Source organism: Brevibacillus sp. NRS-1366, from assembly GCF_050467985.1.
The window spans coordinates 19,122-43,987 of record NZ_JBITPN010000063.1; the positions used below are offsets into that span (position 1 = coordinate 19,122).

Annotated in this window: 28 protein-coding genes; 27 read left to right on the forward strand and 1 reads right to left on the reverse strand. The window is 44.9% G+C overall.

Annotation, left to right across the window (positions count from 1 at the left end; translation table 11 throughout):
* Window positions 1-55 precede the first annotated feature (55 nt).
* From ACIFQN_RS34195 to ACIFQN_RS34310, 24 genes are all read left to right on the forward strand, one after another.
* Window positions 56-1,984 carry a DEAD/DEAH box helicase gene (locus ACIFQN_RS34195; RefSeq protein ID WP_429837508.1) on the forward strand — a complete coding sequence of 643 codons (1,929 nt, stop codon included), beginning with the start codon at window positions 56-58 and terminating at the stop codon, window positions 1,982-1,984.
* Window positions 1,981-2,775, forward strand: a complete 795-nt coding sequence (locus ACIFQN_RS34200) for a ComF family protein (RefSeq protein WP_429837509.1) — start codon at window positions 1,981-1,983, stop codon at window positions 2,773-2,775. The genes ACIFQN_RS34195 and ACIFQN_RS34200 overlap by 4 nt, the downstream gene beginning before the upstream one ends.
* Before the next feature lie 87 nt (window positions 2,776-2,862).
* A complete protein-coding gene (locus ACIFQN_RS34205) occupies window positions 2,863-3,294 on the forward strand; it encodes a TIGR03826 family flagellar region protein (RefSeq protein WP_429837510.1) in 432 nt (143 codons plus the stop codon).
* A gap of 168 nt (window positions 3,295-3,462) precedes the next feature.
* Entirely contained in the window at window positions 3,463-3,738 is a 276-nt protein-coding gene (flgM, locus tag ACIFQN_RS34210; protein WP_429837511.1) for a flagellar biosynthesis anti-sigma factor FlgM, read from the forward strand.
* Window positions 3,739-3,815: 77 nt separating this feature from the next.
* The gene (locus tag ACIFQN_RS34215) at window positions 3,816-4,307 is read left to right on the forward strand and encodes a flagellar protein FlgN (RefSeq protein WP_429837583.1); all 492 of its coding nucleotides are present in this window, start codon (window positions 3,816-3,818) and stop codon (window positions 4,305-4,307) included.
* 12 nt (window positions 4,308-4,319) lie between these two features.
* Window positions 4,320-5,801, forward strand: a complete 1,482-nt coding sequence (gene flgK / locus ACIFQN_RS34220; protein WP_429837512.1) for a flagellar hook-associated protein FlgK — start codon at window positions 4,320-4,322, stop codon at window positions 5,799-5,801.
* Between the two features lie 34 nt (window positions 5,802-5,835).
* A complete protein-coding gene (gene flgL, locus ACIFQN_RS34225; protein ID WP_429837513.1) occupies window positions 5,836-6,729 on the forward strand; it encodes a flagellar hook-associated protein FlgL in 894 nt (297 codons plus the stop codon).
* Between the two features lie 24 nt (window positions 6,730-6,753).
* Complete coding sequence (locus ACIFQN_RS34230) at window positions 6,754-7,332, forward strand: DUF6470 family protein (RefSeq protein WP_429837514.1); 579 nt, start codon at window positions 6,754-6,756, stop codon at window positions 7,330-7,332.
* Window positions 7,333-7,348: 16 nt separating this feature from the next.
* Window positions 7,349-7,768 (forward strand): flagellar assembly protein FliW, encoded by a 420-nt coding sequence (gene fliW, locus ACIFQN_RS34235; protein ID WP_429837515.1) that lies wholly within the window; start codon window positions 7,349-7,351, stop codon window positions 7,766-7,768.
* 7 nt (window positions 7,769-7,775) lie between these two features.
* The gene (csrA, locus tag ACIFQN_RS34240; RefSeq protein ID WP_429837516.1) at window positions 7,776-8,015 is read left to right on the forward strand and encodes a carbon storage regulator CsrA; all 240 of its coding nucleotides are present in this window, start codon (window positions 7,776-7,778) and stop codon (window positions 8,013-8,015) included.
* A gap of 186 nt (window positions 8,016-8,201) precedes the next feature.
* On the forward strand, window positions 8,202-9,014 hold the full coding sequence (gene hag / locus ACIFQN_RS34245) for a flagellin Hag (RefSeq protein ID WP_429837517.1): 813 nt from the start codon (window positions 8,202-8,204) through the stop codon (window positions 9,012-9,014).
* Between the two features lie 105 nt (window positions 9,015-9,119).
* Window positions 9,120-10,178 carry a glycosyltransferase family 2 protein gene (locus ACIFQN_RS34250; protein ID WP_429837518.1) on the forward strand — a complete coding sequence of 353 codons (1,059 nt, stop codon included), beginning with the start codon at window positions 9,120-9,122 and terminating at the stop codon, window positions 10,176-10,178.
* A gap of 184 nt (window positions 10,179-10,362) precedes the next feature.
* Entirely contained in the window at window positions 10,363-11,601 is a 1,239-nt protein-coding gene (fliB, locus tag ACIFQN_RS34255; RefSeq protein ID WP_429837519.1) for a flagellin lysine-N-methylase, read from the forward strand.
* 56 nt (window positions 11,602-11,657) lie between these two features.
* Window positions 11,658-12,029 carry a hypothetical protein gene (locus ACIFQN_RS34260; RefSeq protein ID WP_429837520.1) on the forward strand — a complete coding sequence of 124 codons (372 nt, stop codon included), beginning with the start codon at window positions 11,658-11,660 and terminating at the stop codon, window positions 12,027-12,029.
* A 182-nt stretch (window positions 12,030-12,211) separates the two neighbouring features.
* Window positions 12,212-14,929 carry a hypothetical protein gene (locus tag ACIFQN_RS34265; RefSeq protein WP_429837521.1) on the forward strand — a complete coding sequence of 906 codons (2,718 nt, stop codon included), beginning with the start codon at window positions 12,212-12,214 and terminating at the stop codon, window positions 14,927-14,929.
* A complete protein-coding gene (locus ACIFQN_RS34270) occupies window positions 14,926-15,219 on the forward strand; it encodes an EscU/YscU/HrcU family type III secretion system export apparatus switch protein (RefSeq protein WP_429837522.1) in 294 nt (97 codons plus the stop codon). The genes ACIFQN_RS34265 and ACIFQN_RS34270 overlap by 4 nt, the downstream gene beginning before the upstream one ends.
* A 64-nt stretch (window positions 15,220-15,283) precedes the next feature.
* Window positions 15,284-15,733, forward strand: a complete 450-nt coding sequence (gene fliS / locus ACIFQN_RS34275) for a flagellar export chaperone FliS (RefSeq protein WP_429837523.1) — start codon at window positions 15,284-15,286, stop codon at window positions 15,731-15,733.
* 26 nt (window positions 15,734-15,759) lie between these two features.
* Window positions 15,760-17,568 carry a flagellin gene (locus ACIFQN_RS34280; protein ID WP_429837524.1) on the forward strand — a complete coding sequence of 603 codons (1,809 nt, stop codon included), beginning with the start codon at window positions 15,760-15,762 and terminating at the stop codon, window positions 17,566-17,568.
* 83 nt (window positions 17,569-17,651) lie between these two features.
* Complete coding sequence (locus ACIFQN_RS34285; protein WP_429837525.1) at window positions 17,652-18,089, forward strand: YaaR family protein; 438 nt, start codon at window positions 17,652-17,654, stop codon at window positions 18,087-18,089.
* An 87-nt stretch (window positions 18,090-18,176) separates the two neighbouring features.
* On the forward strand, window positions 18,177-18,527 hold the full coding sequence (gene flaG, locus ACIFQN_RS34290) for a flagellar protein FlaG (RefSeq protein ID WP_429837526.1): 351 nt from the start codon (window positions 18,177-18,179) through the stop codon (window positions 18,525-18,527).
* Between the two features lie 15 nt (window positions 18,528-18,542).
* Window positions 18,543-20,090 (forward strand): flagellar hook-associated protein 2, encoded by a 1,548-nt coding sequence (locus ACIFQN_RS34295; RefSeq protein ID WP_429837527.1) that lies wholly within the window; start codon window positions 18,543-18,545, stop codon window positions 20,088-20,090.
* Window positions 20,091-20,112: 22 nt separating this feature from the next.
* Window positions 20,113-20,493, forward strand: coding sequence for a flagellar export chaperone FliS (gene fliS / locus ACIFQN_RS34300; protein WP_429837528.1), 381 nt, complete (start codon window positions 20,113-20,115; stop codon window positions 20,491-20,493).
* Window positions 20,494-20,497: 4 nt separating this feature from the next.
* Window positions 20,498-20,881 carry a flagellar protein FliT gene (locus ACIFQN_RS34305; RefSeq protein ID WP_429837529.1) on the forward strand — a complete coding sequence of 128 codons (384 nt, stop codon included), beginning with the start codon at window positions 20,498-20,500 and terminating at the stop codon, window positions 20,879-20,881.
* Between the two features lie 87 nt (window positions 20,882-20,968).
* A complete protein-coding gene (locus tag ACIFQN_RS34310; RefSeq protein ID WP_429837530.1) occupies window positions 20,969-21,205 on the forward strand; it encodes a transposase in 237 nt (78 codons plus the stop codon).
* 410 nt (window positions 21,206-21,615) lie between these two features.
* Here ACIFQN_RS34310 and ACIFQN_RS34315 read toward each other — a convergent pair whose 3' ends face one another.
* On the reverse strand, window positions 21,616-21,807 hold the full coding sequence (locus ACIFQN_RS34315; protein WP_429837531.1) for a putative motility protein: 192 nt from the start codon (window positions 21,805-21,807) through the stop codon (window positions 21,616-21,618).
* Between the two features lie 127 nt (window positions 21,808-21,934).
* On the opposite strand from ACIFQN_RS34315, the gene ACIFQN_RS34320 reads away from it, so the two are divergent.
* The 3 genes from ACIFQN_RS34320 (at window position 21,935) to ACIFQN_RS34330 (ending at window position 24,628) form a co-directional block, all read left to right on the forward strand.
* Window positions 21,935-22,744, forward strand: a complete 810-nt coding sequence (locus ACIFQN_RS34320) for a motility protein A (RefSeq protein WP_429837532.1) — start codon at window positions 21,935-21,937, stop codon at window positions 22,742-22,744.
* Window positions 22,737-23,534, forward strand: a complete 798-nt coding sequence (locus tag ACIFQN_RS34325) for an OmpA/MotB family protein (protein WP_429837533.1) — start codon at window positions 22,737-22,739, stop codon at window positions 23,532-23,534. Before ACIFQN_RS34320 ends, ACIFQN_RS34325 begins: the two co-directional genes overlap by 8 nt.
* A 293-nt stretch (window positions 23,535-23,827) precedes the next feature.
* Complete coding sequence (locus ACIFQN_RS34330; RefSeq protein WP_429837534.1) at window positions 23,828-24,628, forward strand: basic amino acid ABC transporter substrate-binding protein; 801 nt, start codon at window positions 23,828-23,830, stop codon at window positions 24,626-24,628.
* Window positions 24,629-24,866: the final 238 nt, after the last annotated feature.

Sequence of the window (24,866 nt, forward strand, 5' to 3'; positions counted from 1 at the left end):
ACCGCTATCTTTTTGCACACTGATTGCAAGGCAAATGGAGACGGGAGGGAAGCGTGTGCGCGAGTATTTGTTATATCTCAAAGAAAGCACCAAGGCAGTGCAGGCGTATGTAACACCGTGCTTTGAGGTGGATCAGTCGTTTTGGCGAGAGCGAGAAGGGTGCCAGCTGTACGTGATCGGGAAAAGTCCTTCGCTCTCGCTCGCCTTTTCCTTGAGAGAAATAATGAATGACCGTCTGCAAGAGTCTTATCGGAAGGGCCGTACGATTAATGAAAAGGCGCTGGCTGATTTGCGGCAGATGGCTCTCTCCTACGTGCGAGAGGCGAGCGCTATATATGGACGTGAGGCAACGGGAAGAGAACCATTGCGAGATGAGTGGTTTGTTTGGGAGACGAGTGAATGCTTCAAGCATGATCAGGAACATAAATATGACGGGTATCGGGGCTTCCATGACATAGACACAAGGGAATATAGACAGGTCTTGGCCGGGCGGTCGCTTCTTTGGGAAGAAGTAGAGACGCTGCTGCAAAAAAGGGGTATGGATGATCACGAGTTGCCAGCTGTGCTGCAGCGAATGGTGCTGGCAGGTGATGCGCAGTGGCGTCCAGGGATACGGTTGTCTGTGAGAAAAGGGTGGTGGCGCAATCGGCTGCTGCTGTTTTGTGATCGATGCGGAAGTGAACAAAAAGACATCCAGCTGACTATTTGTTATAGCTGTGGACAAGGCTGCGCTTATTGCACCGAGTGTCTTGGGATGGGCAGAAGCAAGTGCTGTACGCCGTATCTCCTGATACCAGCCAAATCTGGTGTCTCATCGGCACGTTCGCCAAGAGAGCGAGTCCGTGACGTCGCGCGATTGCAATGGACGGGGAGCTACTCCAAAGACCAGGCGACAGCAGCAGAGATGGCCCGCCGATTTGTGGCCAATCCGCGACCAGGCTTGTCCGAGTTTTTGATCTGGGCCGTATGTGGCGCAGGAAAAACGGAGCTGTTGTTTCCGTCGATCGCAGAAGCGCTGTCGACAGGTGGGAGAGTGCTGATTGCGACTCCACGCAAAGATGTTGTGCTGGAGCTGGCGCCGCGCATACAACGAGTTTTTCCCAATGCGCGCGTGATTGCCGTGCACGGATCAAGCGCCCAGAAGTGGGAGGATAGTGACATTACGATCGCGACGACTCATCAGGTCATGCGTTACTACCGGAGGTTTCCACTTGTTGTGTTGGACGAGGCTGACGCGTTTCCGTATCATAACAATCCCGTACTGTATCGAGCTGTGTCCAGAGCGGTACAAGCTGGAGGCAAAATGCTTTATCTGAGTGCGACTCCTCCGCGATATTTGCAAAAACGGCTGATCAGAAAGCAGTGGCGCCTTTCCAGTGCTTTTTCCTCTGTCATACCGTTATCATCGGTCTCTCACGTTTTGTTGCCAGGTCGTTACCATGGATCTGCGTTGCCCGTTCCCGAGATTGTTACTGTGCAAGGCTTGCACAAGCGCGTTCAGACCAATCGCCCGATTGCTCCGTTGGTCGAAATGGTGGGGCGTTCATTGGATGGTGGGAGGCAAGTCTTTCTGTTTGTCCCCCGAATTGATGACGTAGAAAAAGTGCTTGAGTATACCCAAAGGCTTTTACCCGCTCATGCAGCGCAAATGGCCGGCGTCCACGCGGCAGATCCATTGCGGGAGGAAAAGGTCCGCGCTTTCCGTGATAAACGGTATACGCTCATGATAACGACAACGATTTTGGAACGCGGTGTGACGATCCCGCGCAGTGATGTCGTGGTGCTAGGCGCGGAGGCCCCCGTCTTTGATGAAGCGTCTTTGGTGCAAATAGCTGGGCGTGTTGGGAGATCAGTAGATGACACGACGGGGACCGTACTGTTTTTGCAGGCGGATCGTGCTAATGCACCCAAGGCAGCGGTGAAGCAAATTTGCCGGATGAATCAGTTGGCGCAAAGACTGCGTGCACAGGAGGTACATGGATGAGTTTAAACGCTTGTGTAAGCTGCGGGGGACGCGTCGTCTCACAGGCAAGGGAGGCAGCTGTACGCCACTGGGCGCGTCAATTGTCCAGGCAAGCGCGTTACCCGGTCATTTATCGGTTGTTGGCGGGGCTTTCGATATGTGCAGGGTGCTTGGAGACATTGCCAGTGATAGGCGATGATATTTGCCGACATTGCGGAAGGGATCAGGAGAGCTGTGAAGGTAATGGGGAGTTATGTCAGGACTGCACTCAGCTGCATGAGGAAGCACTCGAACGTAACCGCAGCCTGCTCCACTACAACGATTGGGGCAAAAGTCTTTTGGGGCTTTACAAATACCGCGGAGATGAACGGCTGGCAAGCTTTTACGGGACACTTCTCGCGGTAACTTTCCTTCGCTATTATGATCCCGCTCAGTTTACTTGTATCACCACGGTTCCTTTGCATGGCAAGCGTTTGTATGAACGAGGCTTTAATCAGGTGGATCTTTTGGCTACAGAGCTGAGTAGAGCGAGTGGAGTACCTGTGCGCTCCCTGCTTCAGCGCACGAAAGAAACGGCAAAGCTGAGCAAGCAGAGAGGCCGTATAGCTCGTCAGGAAAGCATGCGGGAAGCCTTTTCCTGGGCTGGGGACACTGTTTTTCCGATTGCGGGGGCCAGTAGCTATGGGCCAAGTAAAATCTTGCTCGTAGATGATATTTACACGACGGGATCGACCTTGCGTTCCTGCGCAACTACCCTGCGAGCACATTTGGGACCATTTTATGAAATTCACTCCTTGACCATATACCGATAGCCAGGTTGATAAAATTACGTTATCATGGAAAAAAACAGCAGTCTGGAAACGGTATGAAATTTCCGAGTGATCAAAGGGGGTGGCGGTATGTCTATGGGTAAGCTGGCAAACTGCTCACGGTGTGATGCTCTTTTTGTACAAGTAGTCCGTGACATTTGCCCCAAGTGTAATCAAATAGTCGAACAAGAATATGAAAAGTGTGCCAAGTTCTTGCGCAAACGGGAGAACCGTGGATCGAATATTCATGTAGTGAGCGAAGAAACTGGCGTGAGTGTGAAGCAGATTACCAAATTTATTAAAGAAGGCCGCATCTCCATCGAAGGCAACCCGAATTTGGGGTACCCGTGCGAGGTTTGCGGCTTATTGATCCGGACCGGCAACATGTGTGATTCTTGCATGAAAGGATTAAAACATGAAATCAACCAGCAGCAGGGTGTGGAGCAGCGGCTGGAAGAGGATAACCGCGCCAGGTTGGCAGAGGCAGCGGCTTATCGAAGAAAGCAGAATGCTGACGAATAGTTTTGCTCAAAAAAACTAATCGTACACAAGAAAAAAGCCGATGATACTACTAGAAGGTATCATCGGTTTTTTTATTTATATACACTTGTAACAAAAGCCAAGGCCCGGTCAATCAGATTGGGCAGGCACAACCAATAATGTCCGGTGGTTTGAGAGGATGGTTTACGCATGCGGATTAATGAACCCAACCGTGTAGGCATGATCAATGCTTATAACAAGTCTGGAAATACACAAGTAGGTAAAAGCGGCAAGATCCCAATGGGCAAGGACGAAGTAAACATTTCCACGGAAGCTTTGGAAATGCAAAGACAGGTAGAAGATCCAAACTCCCCGCAGCGCCGAGAGAAAGTGGATCAACTGAAAAAGCAAGTTGAGGAAGGGTCTTATCGCGTTTCCAGTGAGAAGCTCGCGGAGAAGTTCCTTTCCTTTTGGAAAAAGCTATAAGGGAGGATGTTCCCCGGATTTCGGAGCATTCTCTATAATCCACCTCACTAGGGAAGATGAGGAGAACCATGACAAACATGCACACACTCTACGATCTGCTCGACAATTTGATCCATTTGCACAAAGCCTTGTATACCTTAGCCATGCAAAAGAAAGAGGTGCTGGTAAAAGGAGATGTGGATGAACTGGTGGCAATCACGCGCCAGGAACAAAAGCTGATCAAGGGTGTCACAGCGGTAGAAACAGCCCGCCTGAATGCGGTCAAAGAGCTGACAACCGAAAAGGGTTTGACCCCGCAGGAAGGCACACTGGCTGAATTGATCAAATTGACGACCAGTGCGGAAGAGAAGCTGCGACTCACATCCTTTCGCAATGAACTAAGCCGGATTGTCACCGAACTTAAAGAAGCGAACGAATTGAACCAGCAGCTTTTGGAGCAATCCCTATCCTTTGTAAATATGACGCTCGACCTGATTACCGATACGCCCGAGGATGACTTCATATACGGCAAACCGACGGCGGATACGTATCGTCAGGCAAATCGAACTTTTTTCAATAAAAAAGCGTAAAGAGGTGTCGAAATGCGCTCTACCTTTCATGGAATAGAAGTGAGCAAGCGAGGACTGTTTGCACAGCAGTCTGCGCTTAATACGACGGGGCATAATATTGCGAATGCGAATACCGAAGGCTACACGCGGCAGCGGGCGAATATGCAGGCTACAACAGGTCTCCCCTATCCCGGGATGAATGCTAGTGTTGAACCAGGTCTTTTGGGAACAGGGGTTAATGTTGTTAGTTTACAAAGACTGAGAGAAGACTTCTTAGATATTCAATATCGAAGTGAAAATAAACGTCAGGGTTATTGGGATGCCCGATTCGAGACGTTGGAAAAATTAGAAGGCATCATGAACGAACCTTCTGACACCGGTCTTCAAAAAGTAATGGATCAGATGTGGCAGGCTTGGCAGGATCTATCCAAGGATCCGACAAATACATCGGCTCGCGCAGTTGTCCGTGAACGCTCAAAAGCAGTAGCTGATACATTCAGCGGTTTGTATAGCCATTTGAAGGAAATACAGAGTGACCTTGACAATGTGATGGGCGTCAAAGCGATGGAGATGAACTCATTAGGTCAGCAGATTGCCAGTCTGAACCGTCAGATTTCAGATGTGGTTCCGCACGGATATCAGCCAAATGACTTGTACGACCAACGTGATGTCCTGCTAGACAAGCTGTCCAAGCTGGTAGACGTCAAGATGACGCCGGGTGCAAACGGTATGGTGAATGTTACTGTAGAGGGACAGGATTTTGTTACTGGTCTGACATCTCAGCCGGTAACCACACAGCAGAACGCAGATACCGGACTTTTGGACCTCTCTTTGGGTGGTCAAATGCTTGTACCGACCACTGGTTATATGGCAGGTGTATACGAGGCAAGGGGTGAAATAGTCCCCAACATGATGCAGCGTTTGGATGTATTGGCTGTCAACTTGACAAATGAAATCAATGAGCTACATCGAAAGGGAGCTAGCCTTACCGATATTAAAAATGGTGGAGCGCCTCAGGATCTGCCATTCTTTTTGGATGCGAGCGCACCCGCAGGCTCAAAGGACTATCCGAAAGGAGCAGGTAGTATTGTAGTGAATCCTGCTATTCTGGCTAGTTTGGACGCAATCGCTGCAGCTCAGCCTGAGACAGGAGGTACGGCTGTTGGTAACAACCAAAATGCATTAGAAATTGCCAAGATTAAATTCAAAGTACTTCAAGCAGGTACAGGACCTACTGATCTAAAAGAGAGCTCTACGCTTGACGACTATTATCGATATACCATTGGCCAACTAGGGATTGATTCACAGGAGGCATTGCGTAATCAAAAAAACTCAGAGTTAATTGTTGGGACCGTTGATAACCAGCGTCAATCCGTATCAGGTGTATCAATTGATGACGAGATGGCTGAAATGGTGAAATACCAGCATGCCTATAGTGCTTCTGCCCGTGTCATGACAAGTATGGACGAGATATTGGACAAAGTAATTAATGGGATGGGACGAGTCGGTTTATAAAATGGAAATGTTTATGTGAAATGAGGGATCCTATATGGCGATTCGCGTTACTCAAAATATGCTGAATAGCAACATGTTACGGAATCTACATAATTCCATGTATAGTATGGATAAGATGCAACAGCAGTTGTCTTCAGGAAGTAAAATATCAAAGCCTTCAGATGACCCAGTGGTTGCTACACGAGGGATGTTCTACCGCTCTTCTTTGATGGAAAATGAGCAATATCAGCGAAATATTGGCGAGGTTCAGTCGTGGTTGGAACTTTCGGATAAAGCACTCGACGAAGCAGGCTCGATTATGCATCGCATACGGGAGCTGGCTGTGAATTCGGGTAACACTACTCTGGGCCCAGATTCATTACAGGCGATCGGTAAGGAAATTGAGCAGTTGAAGGAGCATCTTGGCACTATCACCAACCAGACATTGGGCGGAAAATATATCTTTGGCGGCAGTGATATCATGACACCCCCATTTGATGTTTCCACTGGAAAGATTACGAGCACGAATAATAGCGAGATTATGCTTGAAGTAAGTACGGGAATCCAAGTTCCAACCAACGTAACGGGGCAATCTGTATTTAACTTTAAAGGTAATTCTGGACAGAACGTCTTTGAGCTTATGGATAAGGTAATCGGAGAATTGAAAGCTGGAAAACCGGTTAACAGCGAGTTGGGGAACATTGACGAGCAGATAGATAACATGTTGGCGGTTAGATCCACGCTAGGGGCGAGAGCCAATCGAATCGAGCTCATCCAGGATCGGATGGAAAAAGAGGAGGTTACATTGACGGAGGGCATGTCCAAAAACGAAGATGCGGATATTGCCGAGGTCATCACAAATCTGAAGACACAGGAAAATGTGCACAGGGCTGCACTAGGAGCTGGGGCTAGGATTATTCAACCATCATTGCTTGATTTCCTCCGTTAATGACGGCGAAAGGAGCATAATACCATGCGACTTCCGCAATTAAGCATGACGCAAACCTATGCCAAATTAGGGATAGATGTGCAAAAGCCCGTCCAAGAAATTCAGCAGCCGCAAGCAGAGCTGAATATGCGTCAAGAAGCGGCTATTCTGGATATCCGTCAGGAGCAAGGGGAATTGTACATTGATACGAGTGAGGCGCAAGCCAACATCGATCTGCGAGGCCCCTTGCGTAGAACGGCGGATTATGCAGACTTTGGCAACAGAAGAGCGATGGAAGCAATCGGGCAGATTAGTTACGAAGGAGATCGGCTTGCTGCTATCGAAAATAAAGGTAATCCTTTAGCAGATATCGCTTATGAAGAGAGCGGAATCTATGAGGGCAAGGAAATTATCGCAGCAGGTTCAATCATCGGAGACGGTATTGAGATACGTTACGAAGCCAAAAAACCGATCATCGAAGTGCAAGTGCGAGGCATGAGGATAGACCCTGAAATCAAAAAGGCTGTACACAACTATACGAGGGGCAAGGTGGAAGCCTACCTTCTTCAAAAGAACAGCTTGCAGATAAATGTAGTAGGAACGCGCGTAGACACAGGGTTGTAATAAAGGAGCGGTGTAAATGTCATCTCTCGACGTACAAATAAAAGAACTGATCTTTCAGGACGGAGTGCCAGGGTTTCCTGAGCTTCAACGATTCCTGCTCGTTCAAGGAGAGCCAGGAAGTCCATTTTTCTCACTGCAATCGCAGGAAGATGAACAAGTCGGATTTTGGGTAATTGAGCCGTTTCTCTTTTTTCCGGAATATGAATTTACCTTGCCTGATTCGGTGAAAGCCCAGTTACAGATAGAGGAAGACACACCAATGTTCATCTGTAATGTCGTCTCATTCAGAGAGGAAGGACAAATCACGGTTAACCTAAAAGCACCGATCGTATTAAATGAGAAGAATCAACTGGCTAAGCAGGTTATTTTAAATGCGGAGCAGTACGAGATTCGTGAGCCACTGATGCAAATTCGGGCGAAAGCAGCCAGTGAGTAGGTGAAGCATGCTAGTATTGTCGCGGAAGAAGAATGAATCGGTAATGATTGGGGATCAAATCGAAATAAAAATTGTGGCGGTGGAAGGGGATGTCGTCAAAATCGGGATCGAGGCACCCCGTGATGTCGAGGTGTTTCGTCAGGAGATTTACATGGCGATCAAGGAAGAAAACCGCACGGCTTCACAAAGCAAAATGGATTTGTCCCAGCTAAGAGAGTGGATAAATAGCAAATCTGATACGGAGTAGTGTATCAGATTTTTTTTGTCGACTTTCGTCAAGAAACTAAAAAAAAAGACTAAAAAACATGAAGCATGTTTCCGATAACAATAATGTAGAGGAAAAATGACCCAAGCGCGCGATTGAGTCGGCTTTCTGAAAATTAATGAACCAACCACATGGACGTGGTGGTGACAATCAAGGAGGAAAATTAAAATGATTATTAACCACAATCTTGCAGCAATTAACACTCACCGTCAATTGGGTATTAACAACACGGCATCCTCTAAATCAATGGAAAAGCTATCTTCCGGTCTGCGCATTAACCGTGCTGGAGATGATGCAGCAGGTCTGGCAATCTCAGAAAAAATGCGTGGTCAAATTCGCGGTTTGAACCAAGCATCCCGCAATGCTCAAGATGGTATCTCCATGATTCAAACAGCAGAGGGAGCATTAAACGAAACCCATTCCATCCTTCAACGTATGCGTGAACTTTCTGTACAAGCGTCCAATGACACAAACGTTACAGAAGACCGTGCAGCACTCGATGAAGAGTTCAAGGCTTTGATCTCGGAAATTGATCGCATTTCTACTGATACAGAGTTCAACAAACAAAAGCTGTGGGACGGTTCCACCACTGCTGTGGATTTCCAAGTAGGAGCTAACTCGGGACAAAAAATTTCTTACACGTTTTCTGATTTAGACAGCACAGCATTAACTGTTGCTGGTAAGGACCTGACATCAAAAGCAAATGCTCAGACTGCCCTAGGTGCGCTAGATGTAGCAATTGAGAAAGTTTCTACTGAACGTGCTAAGTTGGGTGCTGTTCAAAACCGCCTTGAACATACCATTAATAACTTGAACACTGGTGCAGAAAACCTGCAAGCAGCAGAATCTCGTGTTCGTGATGTAGATATGGCGAAAGAAATGATGGAACTCACGAAAAATAACATTCTTAACCAAGCTGCACAAGCAATGTTGGCTCAAGCTAACCAACAACCTCAAGGAGTTCTGCAACTTCTTCGTTAATTAGTGATAGAGACCTCGTTTTGGGGTCTCTTTTTCTATATAGTAAAATTGTTCAAAGTAAATTCTCGTATAGTAAAGATAGGTAAAGGTAGGAGAACTAATTGAATGTTATCATTAGCTATGATCGTTAAAAATGAAGCGGAAAAAATCGGTAGGTGCCTGGAGAGTGTTAAGTCACTTGTGGATGAAATCGTTATCGTAGATACAGGTTCTACTGATAATACAAAAGAAATAGCAATGTCATTTGGAGCTCGTATCTTTGACTATCAATGGAATAACAGCTTCGCTGACGCACGTAATTTTTCATTGCAACATTGCAAAGGTGAGTGGAGATTAGTCTTAGACGCAGATGAGTATCTGATCAGAGTGAGTAAGGATGACTTAGAGGAATTTCTAAGCAATGAAAATGTAGTAGGGAGAATTAAGATAATCAATTGTTTTCGTCAAGATGGAGAAGACAAAGAATCTCAGGCATTTGTTTCACGATTGATTCCAAAAGGAGCCTATTTTGAAGGTAGAATACATGAACAAGTTAACTTAAACCTCCCTCGAAAAAATGCGCCTATCGAAGTTTTTCATGACGGTTACTATCAATCAGATAAAACAAACCGAAATGTACAATTACTCCAGCTTGCATTAAGGGAAAATCCCAAAGATCATTACCTTCTTTACCAAATTGGTAAGGAATTCAGATTGCAGAAAGACTTTAAAAAGGCTTTAAATTATTTTGAAAAATCATATAAAACCACCACTTTGAAAGATCGCTATCGGACTCAATTAATCGTTGAATTTTTGTATGCTTGTATTGGAGGGAATAATTTCAAAAAAGGTCTTGAAATAATTGAAAGCGAATCTAACATGCTAAAGAGCCTGCCAGACTTCCATTTTGTATGCGGTTTATTCTATATGGAACTAGTTTTAAGTGACATACAGAAATATTTAGAGTATTTACCTCTTGTTGAAAACTCCTACCTAAAGTGTTTGGAAGTAGGCGATTCTGATAAATACGATAGTGTTTTGGGGACAGGAAGTTTTCTTGCAGCATACAACCTGGCTGTATATTATGAAACAACGGGAATTATAGAAAGAGCAAGATATTATTACGAGGTCTCTTCTAAGTATAACTATGGACCTGCAATTTTACGGCATGGAAAACTAGGTTAGATGACTGGGGTCGCGTACGAGAAAGACCGTCGGGTATATTCCGACGGTCTTATTTGGTATCAGTTTGAGTGGACAGAGATTGATATGAGAGCGCACTTTAGTACTGAGGAACTACTCAACTTATTATTAATGTAGCCGATATATAAAACAAAGCCGTCGAAAGTTAAAAAAGGGGATCGTAGAAATGGCTGATAATAAACAAAAAATTTTTGTACCCAGTTACATGAAACAATTTGCCTGTATTGGACCTAGTTGTGAAGATACTTGTTGTGTGGGATGGCGTGTAAATATTGATAGTGCTACTTATAAAAAATACAATAAAATGCGGGAACTCAATTTTAAAAAGGTCCTTGATAAACACGTCAAGCGAAATCGCTCCAACCCAACTGAAGCTCATTATGCCAAAATTATTATGGATTCCAATGGTGCTTGTCCGCTCTTAAATGATGAAAAACTGTGTAGTGTTCAGGCAAAAATGGGTGATGAGTATCTCTCCGTTACTTGCAGTTCTTATCCAAGGATAACGAATAAAGTGAATGGTGTTCTAGAGAAATCAGCAACCATGTCTTGTCCAGAGGCTGCAAGACTAGCTCTCTTAAATTCGGGTGGTATCCAATTTGAAGAGATTGAGGAGTCTAATACTGTTCGCAATGCATACTTCAGTCAAGTTGATACATTAAATAAAGCGGAAAATAAAATCGTTCAATATTTTTGGGAGTTACGTATCTTTTCTATTCAAGTACTGCAAAATCGAGAATATTCCTTATCCGATCGATTAATTGCTCTAGGGATGTTTTTTCAAAAACTCCAGACATATATAAACGATGATAAAGTAACAGATATACCAAAGCTAATTGCTTCTTATACTAAACTTCTGGAGGATGGCTTAAAAGGTAATCTATCTGCCATTCCTATTTCAGCTACCATTCAAATGCTTCTTGTCAAAAAACTTAATGACATGAGGTTTATGAAGGGGGTAAACAGCAAACGGTATGTAGAGTGCTGCCAAGAGATGGCACAAGGGATTGGGTACACAGAAGATACTTCTTTAGAGCTGGTTACTGAGAACTATCAAAAGGCATATCATAAATATTACCTTCCTTTCATGATGGAGCATGAGTACATCTTGGAAAATTATTTAGTAAATTACGTTTATAAAAATCTCTTTCCTGTTAACAACGGTAAGGCAGTCTTCGATGAATATGTAATGCTCGTTGTCCATTTTGCGATAATCAAACTTGTTTTGATTGGTATGGCTGGCTTTCATAAAGAAAAATTGAACATAGATCATATTATTAAATTGATTCAGTCGTTCGCCAAAATCGTTGAGCATAGCAACTCATTTTTGATGGAAGTGAGGGACTTGTTAAGAAACAGCGGCTATATATCTATGGCGTATATGTCGATTCTTATTAAGAATTAATACTTTTACATGTAATACAACAAAAAATACAGTAATAGTATAGCGAGGTTTATATAATGGAAAAATACTTGGATTCCATGAGACGTACTATTGAGCTATCGGACACTGGGATAGAAGCTTTAGAGCATATTCAGTTGCAACTGAACGAGGGGTATTTGGAACAAGCGCTTGAATTATTTGGTGATGTAGTTGATGCTTTTTTGCAAATGGAACAATCGCTTGCGTTGTTTTTACCCTTTCTCCCATCCAACCAACTTGAAGAAATATCTAAGCAAGTGAAGAATGGGTTGGAAATGGTAGCTGCTACATATGAGATGAGCGGTAATCGGAAAGAAATTTTGAATTTTTTGGATCAAAATGTCTTACCGGACTATCGCTTGTGGCAAGGAGAGTTACAGCGCAGTTTACAACCCATTATATTTTCGTGAAATTTATGATCCAGACCTCATAATTCTTGAGGTCTTTTTTACTTGTGGGAATGGTTAGGGGTGTTAGCTATTGCTGGCCAGCCATTATAAAAAATTTCGAGTCATATAAACTCCGTGTCCATTTCTGTCGATAAAAAGGTATATATCTTTACTGTTCTTCATCCTTTAGGGAGTGATGATAGATGAGAGTCAATCAAACTACTTCAACAAGCCAGACAATGTCAACAGAGTTTCCCTTAGAATTAAAAGAGGGGGAAGTATATGCTGTAAAAATAAAAGAGCCGATCTCTGAAAATGGAGCAATTATCCAAATTAGGGGGAAAGATGTGCAAGTTCAATTTGAAGGGAAAATCCCTTCGGGAGAACGAATGACTCTTCAAATAACGGATAGTCAGGGGCAGGTCCCCAAAGTGAGGACGGTTTCCGTTGATCAGGGAAGTTCAACAGGGGAACCGGACGTCTCTACTATCTTGCGTAGCCTTGGTAGCACAGCCACACCTGAATTGAAGCAGGCGGCCAAAATCTTGTTGGATAGCGGAATTCCTCTGAGCAAGGAGACACTCCGTGACGTAAAAGAATTTCTGGAAAAGGCATCAGGAAATGTACAGCAAAAGCTGGAAGCGATACAAGCCATTGCGAACAAAAAACTGGGTGTGTCCCCCAGACAACTTCAATCGGTTCACGCAGTGCTCCACGGACCAACACTCACAAACGTGTTATCTAATCTAGAAAAAAATAGCGACCTGTCAATCCAGAAAAAGTCTGTTGATAGCATGCAAAGCATCACGAGAAATATGAATGCGATTGTGAAATCAGAGCCAAGTCTGGAAAAAGCGATCCAGCAAATCCGTACCCAACTGCAAAACAACCCTAAGATCGTGCCGGAAATAGCAGCGAAGATCGAAAAAGCCCTAATCGAAGCCCAATACCTGCAACAACGAGGGCAGGAGCGTGTAGGAAGAGAGCATTTATCTCAGTCATTGACGAAAATAGAGGAAGCTCTCTCGAATCAACTGCCGAAAGAAACGACAAGTCAGGGAAAAGAGACTGCAAGCCGACCACCTGAGACATCTGCACAGATAAAAGAAGCGTTAAACCAGGCAAAGGAAACAGTAAAACGAGAATCAAACCTGGAAAAGGCAATCCAGCAAATCCGCACTCAACTGTTGAACAACGCCAAGATCGTGCCAGAAATAGCAGCGAAGATCGAAAAAGCACTATTGGAGGCACAGCAACTACAGCAATATGGCCAGGATAGACCTGCCCGTATACTCCTCCTGCAATCTTTGGAACAAGTCACAGCAGAATTAGGCAGGATCTCAAGCCAAGGTCAGGACACCAAAATAACAAAAGCACAGGTAACTCAGCCGCCAATCCAGGTCCCAAACACTACAAATACTGCAAGCACTGCTTCCATGGGACTAAACGTAACACAAAGTCCGGATGAGTTATTGCAAAACCTAATCAAAATGGTCCAGCAAGAACCTTCCTTGGAGCGTGTTGTCCAACAATTTCAGTTGCAATTCGACAACCAACCAAATGCTGATTCGCCTGCTGTGTCAAAAGTGGAAAAAGCGCTTGCTCAAGCAGTTTCCCTGCAACAGATGGGATGGGAACAAGTCGGACGAGAGCAAGTATTAAAAGTTTTAGATCAAGTGGGGCTTGACCTTGTTTCTGCGAGCGTTACTAATGAGGGAAGCGATCACATAAGCTCGGGACAGCACCAATACAATGAAAATATGGGGGCATTACTTGCGACCAAGGATTTGGTCGTGACAGAAATTACTGCCAGACTAAGTCAGGCTGCCAGTCAATTTAAAGCGGTGAAACGGGAAGTAGCCCGAAACATTGATAACATCATTCATGTTGCCCAAACAAACAGAGGAAACATTATTTCAGGTGTAAAGCCGCTTTTGGAATCGACCATCGACATGCTAGACAAAGCCATTTTGAAAAGTGACCTTACCATGTTGACCGACATGGAGACAGAAAAACAAATCATGAATGCAAGCAGTCAGTTGGCTGAAGCCAGGAGGCTTTTGACCAAGGGCGAAAACTCCCAGGCCATGACCATACTGAATGAGGTTAAATCGAAATTGGAGTCGTTGCAATGGAAGCCATCCAATGTTAGAGTGCAGCACTTTTTGACCGTGCAAAGCGTTTTTTCGGACGAAATGCCGTCTGTGCATAAAGTGACCGAGCAAGTCGCACAAGTCACACAGCAATACCAGAGTCACGAACCATCTGCACGAAACACGTTTGAGTTTTTCCGTTCCTTGGGACTGAACTACGAGAGCGAAGTCGCACAATCGCTCTCCTTTGGTCAACAGAATGAAAATGATGACCTCCACAAAAACTTAAAGGCTGCCCTTCTACAGCTACAAATAGAGGATACGCAATCCTCTCTTCCAGCTAATAATCAGCAGGTGGAGAAGGCACTTCATAACTTGACAGGTCAACAGTTGTTGAGCAAATCAGATACAGGCTCGAATCTTCAAAATATGTTTTTTCAATTGCCTGTTATGCTGGGGGGAAGCTTGGAAAGCGCTAAGGTATACGTAAACTCAAAAAACGAGGGACAAAAAGTTGATTGGGAAAACTGCAGTCTGTACTTTTTGATCGAGACGAAGAAAATGGGGCAAACGGGAATTCATATTTCGGCAGTAGATCGAAATCTGTCCATTACCATTAAAAATAATCTGCCGAATATCAAGGAAAAAGTCGATTCTCTTGTTTCAAAATGCAAGGACAATTTGAAAGAGATCGGATATAACATTTCTGGCGTCTCGTTTGCAAAATTAACGGAGGAAGTAAAGGACGGAAAGCGTCAGCAGGTCCAAGCTCCACCACAACCGACTCGCCCCAATACATTTGCGAAAGGGCTTGATTTTAAAATATGATCCGCAAATGGTTTAACCCTACACAAAGAAAGGCTGTCAATGGTCCAGTCGCTGCTGTCCTTCGTTACGACCAGGAGTCGGATAGCGTTCCCAGAATAGTTGCTCAAGGTCGAGGCCATATTGCTGACAAAATTATCAGTATGGCAAAAGAGAATGACATTCCGATTCAAGAAGATTCGCTGCTTGTTGAAAATTTAATTGACATGGATTTAGGCGATAACATTCCTCCGCAATTATATTCAGTTGTTGCTGAAGTCTTGTTGTTGCTAGAAGAAATGGAAAAAAAGTAATCAAACTTGGAAATCAATTATCCGATAATAAAATTAGGAGAGGATTTTGTAGGAGGTGAAATCAGTGGTTGAAGTCCTTACAGAACAAACGGTTCATCAAAAGTCACCCCAAGAACTGACGAACCTTTTATATAGAGCATTAATAGAGAAGCTTGAAAAGTCTTCAGCAGCTATAATACAAAGAAATTATATCGAGGCAAACCAACTTTTGCAAAACTGCAATGACATTCTTTACAGGCTGGGAGCGGGGATCAATTACGAAGCGGGAATTGTCGCAGATCAGTTGGAAGCAATCTATAACTATATGGCAGAACGGTTAATCGAAGCAAACTTGAACAAAACTGTCGGTCCGATTGATGAGGTCCGTTCTCTCATAAAGATTATCGACGACGCATGGAACACAGCCCTTGCTAGCAACGCAAATAGACCAGATAAGGTTGTATTAAGGAAAAAAACGTCTGCTTATGACCAAGACTTTTTTTATGAGCATGGTACTTTAGATCAAAAAGAATAAACCAACGAAAAGGAGCAATTGATCACATGAGGATTAACCATAATATTCAAGCATTAAATGCATACCGCAATTTGTCCCAAAATCAAGGAACTGTATCCAAGCATCTGGAAAAACTATCGTCTGGTCTGCGCATTAATCGTGCTGCTGACGATGCGGCAGGTCTTGCCATCTCTGAAAAAATGCGGTCACAGATTAGAGGATTGGCAATGGCTGAAAGAAATACAATGGATGGTGTCTCTTTAATTCAAACGGGAGAAGGTGCTTTGGGAACATCGCACGAAATCTTGCAACGCATGAGGGAATTGGCTGTTCAAGCAGCCAATGGTACGTTGGAGGACCAGGATAGAGATGCCATTCAGAATGAAATTGACCAATTGACGCTAGAGCTTGATCGTATCGCCAGAACAACACAATTTAATGGAAAAGACTTGTTGAGTGGTTCAGTCGATGGAAAAGCATTTGCATCCACTAGTTCTTCTGATATTAAATTCACACCTCCTGGAACTTGGCAGGGGACTGTAGTTGCCGACCCTACTGCCAAAGCATCCGTTGAGTTGGATTTGGGCGTTGAGCTAGGTCAATTAACTGAGGATGGCGCAGATGGGTTAACATTTACAATTAACGGAAAAAAATACGAGCTTGACGTTACAGGTGCAACTAATGCTGGAATAACTACTACTGGTAATATTGCGGTAAACATAACATCATGGGCAGCGGGAGGAGATGCTGTTGGTGACGCAAAAACAAATGTAGACAGTATTTTGGACGCTTTGAAAGCTGCTATCATTGCAAATGATAAGACTTTTGACAGTGCCGCAAGCAAAATTACTTATGCAGACAACAGTGATGGTACAAATACTACCTTTGAAACTAATGGAAAACTCGTTTTAACAACAGTGAATAACATGTCGCCGAAAGAGGCTGATCAGATTGCTGTCGGCACATCAGCCGCAACAGGTGTCACCTATTATGAAGCGGGTACCACTACAGCAGTTGGAACACTGAAAGGAAAACCGGATGCATCCGCCTCAAAAACAGTTTCAATCAGTTTTGCAGATCTTCCAAAAGCTGGCGACGAGCTCAAAATTGATAATTTGTTAATCAGGTTTGGAACGCCGGCTGCGCCTTATGATCCTTTGAACAATGAAATTACTATCGATGTAACAGGCAAAACTCCAACTGATATATTAAAAGAAGTAAATCAGCTTTTAACTGATATTTCTGGGGACCCGGTGGAAAAGGCAGATGCTCTTCCGGCGTTAACATCTTCCAACATCTCAGGAAATAATCTGGTATTGACGACGGACAAAACCGATGATGGACTCACTAATGGCTTGGAAATAAAAATTACTGACGCTGACTTTGCATCTACAGCAGGCCAAAACTTGACTCTGGACATGCAGATCGGTGCAAATGCTAATGAAAGCATGCAGATCGCTATCAGTGTGATGGATACGGCTTCCCTCGGGTTAGCGAGAGACGCGAGTCATAAGATCGTAATTGGCACTCCGGGTGTCAATGCGGTTGCTGGTATTGATGTAAGTTCTTCGCAGCAAGCAGCGAGAGATGCGATCGCTGCTATTGACAGTGCCATCAAATTAGTATCCGAAGAGCGCTCCAAACTTGGCGCATACCAAAACAGGATGGAGCACACGATTACAAACTTGACCACAGCGAATGAAAACCTGACGGCTGCTGAGTCACGTATCCGTGATGCCGACATGGCAATGGAGATGACTAACTTCACTAAGAATAATATTATTAATCAGGCTGCTACAGCTATGCTGGCCCAGGCGAATCAATTGCCACAAGGTATCCTTCAACTGTTAAAATAATAGAGTAAGAGGAGATAAGGTCGGAATTACGCTTATCTCCTTTTCTATCTAATGCTAGATTTTGTGGAAGGGCGAGGATAATCGTGGAAGTTAGTAAGGTAGGCAAATTGTCCCGCGAAGTAGCGAAACCGAAACAAGAGATTGCTGCTGATAAAGTAGCCTTTACCGAAATGATGAACAGGGGCAGAGAGCATCTTGATACGGAACGGCTCCATCAAAGAATCCAGGAAATTGAGGAGCAGGGAAAAATTCTCGCTGAATCCCGCACAGTAGGGGACTTGCGAAAATTTAAATCACTGGTGAAAAGCTTCATGGAAGATGCCGTGAAGCATGGTCTCAGTCTGGAGGAACGACAAGGGTTTAACCGGAGAGGACGTTCTAGAATCTATAAGATTGTAACAGAGGTAGATAAACAACTGCTGGAACTTACTGACTCCATGTTGAAGAAACAGGAACCCGGACTGCGTATTCTCGAACGAATCGGTGAAATTAAAGGCTTGCTGATCAACATTTTTGCGTAGGGCCCTGCTTTTGAGAGTAGTCTAAAATTTTCCATCGCCTTATCCGATATAGAAGGTAAGGACTTATATCGATAAGGAGGAGTACTAATGGAAATTCGTCTTCCTAACCAGACGGGAATGGTTATTAAATCGATTGGCTCGGAAAATCAATTGACAGGTCCAAATCAAAGTGAAGGCCATATTGAGACGGCAAATGAAGCAGGTAAAAAAAGCTCGCCCAAGGAATTGGAAAATGCAATCGACGGCTTGAACAAATGGATCCAAACGGAGAACACCCATCTCAAGTTTCGCATGCATGAAGAAATGAAAGAATACTATGTGGAAGTCGTCAATGATGCTACAAATGAAGTGATTCGGCAAATCCCTTCCAAAAAGATTCTCGACATCAAAGCGAAAATGCAAGAAATGATCGGATTGCTGGTGGATGAAAAACGATAGGGAGGTACTTGCATTATGAGTAGCATGCGCATAGGTGGATTGGCTTCTGGCATGGATACAGAACAAATGATCAAGGACATGATGAACGCCCGTCGTGTGCCATTGAACAAGCTGCAGCAAAAGAAACAAGCAGAAGAATGGAAGCGTGATAGCTACCGGGAAATGAATGCCTTGATGCTGGATCTACGCAACACGGCTTTGAATATGAAACTAAAAGGGACCTATTCGAAGTTTAAGGTAACATCTTCCAGCGAAGCCGTAGTAAGTGCCAAATCTACAGCTAGCAGTACCAGCTCTACATCACAAATTACAGTAGATACATTGGCTAAAGTATCTAGTACACTGAGTTATAATGGGACGGAGGGAATCTCAGCCAGTACAACAAATAAAATTAACCCGGATGCCCTGCTTAAAGATGAACTGAGTAAGCTTAAAAGTTCAAATTTGGGAACTCAAGCTGCTGATGGCACGTATTCGTTTTCACTTGAAGTATTTCAGCCAGACGGAAGTATGGCACCAGCGAAGACTTTTTCCTTTGATCCCAACACCGAATCCCTCAATGACGTGATAAAAAAAGTGAACAGCTCCGGTCTTGGTGTTTCGATGTTCTACGATGCCGCCGCCGACCAGATTTCATTATCAACAAACCATACTGGAAAAAATAGTGCAGGTAGTGAGATCAAGGTTTCGGGAGCCTTTTTGAAAGATGCATTAGCTCTAGCGGATGCAACATCAGGGGAAAATGCAAAATTTACCATTAATGGAATGACAACGGAGCGCACATCCAATACTTTCACGATAAACGGCATGGAATATACATTAAAATCAAAAGGTGATGCTACCGTTTCGGCTACAGTTGACGTAGACGGTATTTACGAAACAATCAAAGGCTTTGTAGATAAATACAATGAAATCATTGCCAAGATGAATTCCGTGGTCACTGAAAAACGTTATCGCGACTTTGCACCGCTATTGGATGAACAAAAAGAAGCTATGTCGGAAAAGCAAATTGAAGCGTGGGAAAAAAAGGCAAATAGTGGAATGTTGCGTTCCGATGCCATGCTAACCTCAGCATTGAACGGGATGCGTCGTGCTTTATCTTCCAGGGTCTCCGGTGTGTCGGATGCTAAGTTCGACACGCTAAGTGAGATCGGAATCAAGACAATGGAGTATTCGGAAAATGGAAAGCTGCATATTGACGAAAAAAAATTACGTGAAGCCATTACGGAAAACGGTAGTAAAGTAATAGAGTTGTTCACGAAAACGGCAAGTGACCCAAATGCCAAGTTCGATGAGAGCGGAATTGCCACGCGTCTTTACGATCAGTTAAAAGTATCTATGGAAAAAATTACCGAAAAAGCTGGTAGCAGCGCTTCGTTAAAGGATAACAGTTTTCTCGGCAAGAGCATCGACAGACTTGACAAAGACATTGACAGATGGGAAGTCCGCTTGAAAGATATCGAGAACCGCTACTGGAAACAGTTTACAGCGATGGAGAAGGCTATTGAACGTGCCAATTCGCAAAGCGGATGGCTTGCGCAGCAATTCGGCGGAGGACAGTGAGAATAAAAGGAGCTGGACAGAAATGGCATATCAACAACCTGCCCAAGCCTATCAAAGCAATTCGGTTACTACTGCTACTCCCGGTGAGCTAACCTTGATGCTATACAATGGCGCGCTCAAGTTTATCAAGCAGGCGAAAGCTGCGATTGATAACAAGAAGTGGGATAAGGCGAATGAGTATAACACCAAGGCTCAGGATATTATTTCAGAATTAATCATTACGCTGAATAGACAATACCCTGTGGCAGAACAAATGCTCCTGCTGTATGAGTACCTTCAACGGCGTTTGGTTGAAGCAAATATCAAGAAGGATATTGAGATACTAGAGGAAGTAGAGGGACTCGTAGTGGAGTTCCGCGATACGTGGAAGCAAGCTATGATACTGGCAAAGACACAGGGGTAGTTTAATGGGGATAACGAGAGCGAATTCAATAGAGATATTAGAATTGCTGCTTCAACAACTGTTGCTTCGTTCACGCGAACTGGAGCAGGTTGTCATGCAGGAAGAATCGGATCCAGATGAATGGCTGGAGCTTTTGGATAAACGTGGAGAACTGATGCAGCAGATAGCAGATACCACTTCTCAAGGGGTGGTATTACCGCCTGAATGGAAGGCGGAGTACCTGGACCCGTTTCTGGAACTGGATCAGCGCATAATCCCCATCATGGAGGAAAAACAAGATCAGCTTTCCGATAAAATAGCCCAGCTCCAACGCGGAAAAGCAGTAAACAAGCAGTACAATGGATACGGAACCGCACCCTACGGCGCTTTCTTCGACACCAAGAAATAAAAAACGATCACGGCATTTTGGACAGTTCCCTCTTGAATGAACAGGTACGTCAATGAGCCGTATCGTGTACTTTAGGAGGGCGTCTTTATGCCACAAAAGGGACAAAGATTCACAACATACACACCAGAGTTCAAGCTAAAAGCAGTCAACATGTACCTGGAAGAAGGACTCGGCTATAATCGTGTGACAAAAGAGCTGAATTTAATCAGCAGCTCCTATGTCAGAAGATGGGTCAAAAACTACCGCGATCACGGAATCCAAGGTCTTGAGGAACGCCGGGGAAAAGCGTCCACTTCCTCCAATCAAAAAAACCTACCCCACTAAAGAGCGGGATAGGAATCAAGCGATTTACGACGAAGAAGAGGATTCTTCGTTTTTTTCTTGCAGAAAATAGAAAGGGTTCTCCTTCGAGTTTGTTTTCTTGTTCTTTTGTTCTCTTGTACCCTTTGCTTACAAAAGCCCTCTAAAAAAAGTCGGTACAAAGGGCAAAGCTGGCCGAGGAAAAAGGGGAAAAAAGCGAAGATCTTTGGGGACCAGCCGAGGCGGAATGGAAAAAGGGAAACACGCTCTTAAGCGTCCACCTCTGAAAAAGCATCATAGATCGGCTACTTTGGACGCGGTTTCCCTTTTTTCATGTAGCCGTCCAGGGATGACCCCCAGCAAGGGACCCAAGAATCTGGAGCGTTTTCTCCTTTTTCCTCCCCACCACTAAAGCCCGACCAACCCGCCTTTATTTACACACTCAAATCGATCTGCTTCCCAAGCGTAGGATGAGGAGCCTGTGTGGATGCCTGCGCATTGGCGAAATCCTGGAGCATAACCATAGCCCCTGCTGCCGCTGTCGCTTGTGACATTTTCAGCATACTCAGGCTAACGGTTTGCTGCAGCTGGCTGACCTGTGCACCCATGATAGAACTCATGTCCATGGTTCATTGCCTCCTTTCCTGTCATCTGCTTTCTTTCATTTATCGGATTCCGCAACCTCTGCTATAATAAGTAAATTCAAAATAACCGATATACCAAGATAACCGTTTTCATAGGAAGGTGACAGCATTGTCCACAAAACGCCGCTCGCTCCTACTTATAGGAGCAGTCGTCCTCATCTTTATCCACGCGGTATACCTGAACGGCAACCTCGCCGATCTCCTAAACATAACAGCGATCGAGCTGGTAGCGCTGGCCGTAGTTATCTCTTACGCGATCAAGCGCAAGCATCTGGACCTCAAAAAAATGATTCGCCTCTTGATCCACGGGCGCCAGAGTAATGTGGAAGAAACGATCAAGCGCTTCTACTATTACGCGCTCGTGCAAAAAGAACAGGGCTATATCGCGCTCGAAAAAGAGCTGCAGGAAGAACGCGACTCGTTTGTGCAGCGAGGCAGCTTGCTGGCGATTGAGGGCGTTCCCGAGGATGAGCTGCGCTTGATTCTGGAGAACGAGCTCAAAGGGGAGCAGTATCGCTACCAGCAGTCTGCGGGCTTTTTTCGGCTGATCAGCTTGCTCGCACCTGGGATGGGGCTGGTGGGGACGCTGCTCGGGATGACGGGTGTGCTGCGCTCGCTCTCTGATTTTACGCAGACCGGCCACAGCTTGAGTGCAGCGGTAGTGGCTACCTTGTATGGAGCTCTCTTGGCCAACCTGTTTGCTCTGCCATGTTATTACCGGATGATGGATTTGTATGACCGGGAAATGTTTGAAAAGCGTCTCTACATCGAGGGCTGTGTCGGCTTGCAGCGAATGGAGACGCCGCGCCTGCTGTTTGAAAAACTGAATTCGTTCCTGCCGGGGGACCAGAAGCTGGTGCTCATTAAAGAGGCAGGCAGCATGAAGGGAACGATTGAAAGGCAGGATCGCTATGCATGATGAACGGCTGTATGACGAAAAGGAGCTGGAGAAAAGCTGGCTTCTCAGCTACAGTGACCTGATTACCTTGCTATTCGTGATCGTGGTGATTATTGCGGCGACGTATACTTCCAATATCCAGGCTCAGCGCGAAGAGATAAAAAAAGAGGAAGCGCAGCAGCAAGCAGCGATGCAAGAGGTGCATGAAAGTCTGGATCTTTTAAACCTGCAAAAGCTGGAGCTGCAGCGTGAGGTCCATCAGCTGGAAGCGCGCCAAAAAGCGCTCGCAGGGACGCCGGAGAGCGAGAGCAGCGGGGAATCGCCAAGCGCACTCAAACCAATAGCTGGTAAAGCTGATACGGGAGAGCGGGATATGGACACCGTGCGCACACAGCTTTCCTCAGCCTTGGCGGAGCTGAATCTGGACTTCGAGGAGACAGAAGAGGGTCTGCGGATCCGCCTGCCAGAGAGCATCCTGTTCAAGAGTGGTTCAGCCGAGCTGCAGGAGCAAGGCAAGAAGGTAGTGGGCACCGTCGCAGGGGTGTTGCAGAGGTTTGGTCATCTCGTACGGGTTGAGGGTTATACAGATGACGTGCCGATTACACATAGTACGTACAATTCAAACTGGGAGCTGTCCTCTGGGCGCGCTATCGCGGTGATGCGGGAAATGGTTGATGGATATTCTTTACCAGCCTCTCGCTTTACAGTGGCTGGATTAGGCGAATACAAGCCACTCGTGGATAATTCGAATGACGAGAACCGTGCACGCAATCGCCGAGTAGAGATTATTATTTTGGCAGATAAAGAATAATTCCTATTTTTCTGATAATAAGGCAGGATTCTTGTATGTGAGAGCGAAATATATCTTACATGCAAGAATCTTGTTTTTTTTACACAAATTCCTATTCTAAGTGCCATCTCGTCCGTATAAGGGGGGAGCATTCAAGCGTGCAGCGCAGAGGATAGTTATTCCATAGCTTGTGCACAACGCTATGTGGATAATGTGGATAACTCTGTGGAGAACGCAAAAAAAGCACGATTTTCTTGTGGACATAGTTGGGGACAAACAAAGACCAAAGAGATAGAAACAAGGGGGACTTTCAGATGAAGATCGGGAAAAAGTGGTTGTCGTCGCTTGCGCTGATCGTAGGAGCGGGACTTTTGGTCTCGGCCTGTGGATCGGGTGGTCAGCAACCAGCGGCTGGTGGATCAGGAGCTGGAGCGAGTGACAAGGTTTATGTGGTAGGAACAGATGCGGCTTATCCGCCATTTGAAATGTTGGAAGCAGACAAGATCAGCGGCCATGATGTGGACGTGTTGAACGCCATTGCAGAAGCGGGCGGATTTAAAGTCGAATGGAAGAATACGGGGTGGGATCCGCTATTTGACGGTTTGGATAAAGGAACGGTCGACATTGGGATTTCTACCATTACGATCACGGATAAACGCAAACAAAAGTACGACTTTTCTGAACCCTATTTTGAAGCCAACCAGTTGATCCTGGTAGCCGAAGATTCACCTGTACAGAAGCTGGCTGATTTGAAAGGCAAAAAGATCGGGGTACAAGCAGCGACTACAGGTGAAGAGGTGGTCAAAAAAGCATTTGGAGACACCTACGAAGGCCTGAAAGGCTATGATGACATGCCTTCTTCCGTAGACGATTTCTTCAATGGCCGCGTGGATGCTGTCGTGGGCGACAACGGTGTGCTTCAGTATTATGTGAAAAAAATCGAGAACAAAAAGTTCAAGCTGATCAAGGATGATTCGTTTGAAAAAGAATACTACGGCATCATGGTGAAAAAAGGGAATACGGATATGATGAACAAAATTAACGACGGCTTGAAAAAGATTAAAGAAAACGGGAAACTGCAGGAAATTTACAACAAGTACTTCGGTAACAAGTAGGTATGATCGTGAGCCGGGTACGTCCCTAGGGCGTACCTGGTATTTGTTCACTGATAATTGTTTATAAGCTTTTTTGTGGACAAACATGGCTTCAGGATAGGGAGAAACAAGCTTCTATTTTCCGCGTACCATCGCAATGAATTCGCTCCTTCCCTGAGTATGGTTTCATTAGTCACAACCGTTTGATATTGCGTTGTCCTTAAAGAAACGCCGTACGAATCACCCACCACCACAGCCC

Coding starts and splice junctions, on each gene's coding strand:
- ACIFQN_RS34200 (WP_429837509.1), top strand. CDS start 1,981: ATGAGTTTAAACGCTTGTGTAAGCTGCGGGGGACGCGTCGTCTCACAG.
- ACIFQN_RS34205 (WP_429837510.1), top strand. CDS start 2,863: ATGTCTATGGGTAAGCTGGCAAACTGCTCACGGTGTGATGCTCTTTTT.
- flgM (WP_429837511.1), top strand. CDS start 3,463: ATGCGGATTAATGAACCCAACCGTGTAGGCATGATCAATGCTTATAAC.
- ACIFQN_RS34215 (WP_429837583.1), top strand. CDS start 3,816: ATGCACACACTCTACGATCTGCTCGACAATTTGATCCATTTGCACAAA.
- flgK (WP_429837512.1), top strand. CDS start 4,320: ATGCGCTCTACCTTTCATGGAATAGAAGTGAGCAAGCGAGGACTGTTT.
- flgL (WP_429837513.1), top strand. CDS start 5,836: ATGGCGATTCGCGTTACTCAAAATATGCTGAATAGCAACATGTTACGG.
- ACIFQN_RS34230 (WP_429837514.1), top strand. CDS start 6,754: ATGCGACTTCCGCAATTAAGCATGACGCAAACCTATGCCAAATTAGGG.
- fliW (WP_429837515.1), top strand. CDS start 7,349: ATGTCATCTCTCGACGTACAAATAAAAGAACTGATCTTTCAGGACGGA.
- csrA (WP_429837516.1), top strand. CDS start 7,776: ATGCTAGTATTGTCGCGGAAGAAGAATGAATCGGTAATGATTGGGGAT.
- hag (WP_429837517.1), top strand. CDS start 8,202: ATGATTATTAACCACAATCTTGCAGCAATTAACACTCACCGTCAATTG.
- ACIFQN_RS34250 (WP_429837518.1), top strand. CDS start 9,120: ATGTTATCATTAGCTATGATCGTTAAAAATGAAGCGGAAAAAATCGGT.
- fliB (WP_429837519.1), top strand. CDS start 10,363: ATGGCTGATAATAAACAAAAAATTTTTGTACCCAGTTACATGAAACAA.
- ACIFQN_RS34260 (WP_429837520.1), top strand. CDS start 11,658: ATGGAAAAATACTTGGATTCCATGAGACGTACTATTGAGCTATCGGAC.
- ACIFQN_RS34265 (WP_429837521.1), top strand. CDS start 12,212: ATGAGAGTCAATCAAACTACTTCAACAAGCCAGACAATGTCAACAGAG.
- ACIFQN_RS34270 (WP_429837522.1), top strand. CDS start 14,926: ATGATCCGCAAATGGTTTAACCCTACACAAAGAAAGGCTGTCAATGGT.
- ACIFQN_RS34280 (WP_429837524.1), top strand. CDS start 15,760: ATGAGGATTAACCATAATATTCAAGCATTAAATGCATACCGCAATTTG.
- flaG (WP_429837526.1), top strand. CDS start 18,177: ATGGAAATTCGTCTTCCTAACCAGACGGGAATGGTTATTAAATCGATT.
- ACIFQN_RS34295 (WP_429837527.1), top strand. CDS start 18,543: ATGAGTAGCATGCGCATAGGTGGATTGGCTTCTGGCATGGATACAGAA.
- fliS (WP_429837528.1), top strand. CDS start 20,113: ATGGCATATCAACAACCTGCCCAAGCCTATCAAAGCAATTCGGTTACT.
- ACIFQN_RS34305 (WP_429837529.1), top strand. CDS start 20,498: ATGGGGATAACGAGAGCGAATTCAATAGAGATATTAGAATTGCTGCTT.
- ACIFQN_RS34310 (WP_429837530.1), top strand. CDS start 20,969: ATGCCACAAAAGGGACAAAGATTCACAACATACACACCAGAGTTCAAG.
- ACIFQN_RS34315 (WP_429837531.1), bottom strand. CDS start 21,807: ATGGACATGAGTTCTATCATGGGTGCACAGGTCAGCCAGCTGCAGCAA.
- ACIFQN_RS34325 (WP_429837533.1), top strand. CDS start 22,737: ATGCATGATGAACGGCTGTATGACGAAAAGGAGCTGGAGAAAAGCTGG.
- ACIFQN_RS34330 (WP_429837534.1), top strand. CDS start 23,828: ATGAAGATCGGGAAAAAGTGGTTGTCGTCGCTTGCGCTGATCGTAGGA.